Here is a 393-nt window from a genome sequence, read left to right as displayed (position 1 = left end):
CATGGGCACGACCAGGGCCACGACGGCTTCGCCAGGATCGTTGGCGCGTTCATCGCGTCCCTGGGCTGGAATGCAGCCCCGGCCAGCGAAGGCGACGCGTTTGGCCTGGACTTCGCCATCGCAAGCCCGCAGACCGGAACCTATGCCATCGGCATCGAATGCGACGCGCCCAGCCACGCCCTGCTCGAGCGCGCCCGGGCCCGGGAAATCTGGCGCCCCTCGGTACTGCGCCGGGCGATCCCGCAGATCCACCGCGTCTCGTCCCAGGCCTGGTATCACGATGGCGACAACGAGCGCGCCCGCTTGCGCGCGGCCATCGAGGACGCCATGCAGGCAGGGCAGCCGGTGGCCGCATCCAACGACAAGGAGACCTGCCAATGAGTGGCCCAAAGG

General features: G+C 69.5%; 1 protein-coding gene. It reads left to right on the top strand.

The genetic code is table 11. The features are described from left to right. On the top strand, positions 1-381 hold a 381-nt coding region (locus DYI42_RS24105), incomplete at its 5' end, for a hypothetical protein (RefSeq protein WP_213549666.1). Positions 382-393: the final 12 nt, after the last annotated feature.

It is taken from the genome of Vannielia litorea (assembly GCF_018424695.1).
In the GTDB taxonomy this organism is placed as follows: domain Bacteria; phylum Pseudomonadota; class Alphaproteobacteria; order Rhodobacterales; family Rhodobacteraceae; genus Vannielia; species Vannielia litorea_A.
Note: the sequence above shows the minus strand (reverse complement) of the source record. Positions and strands in the feature narration are given on the sequence as shown.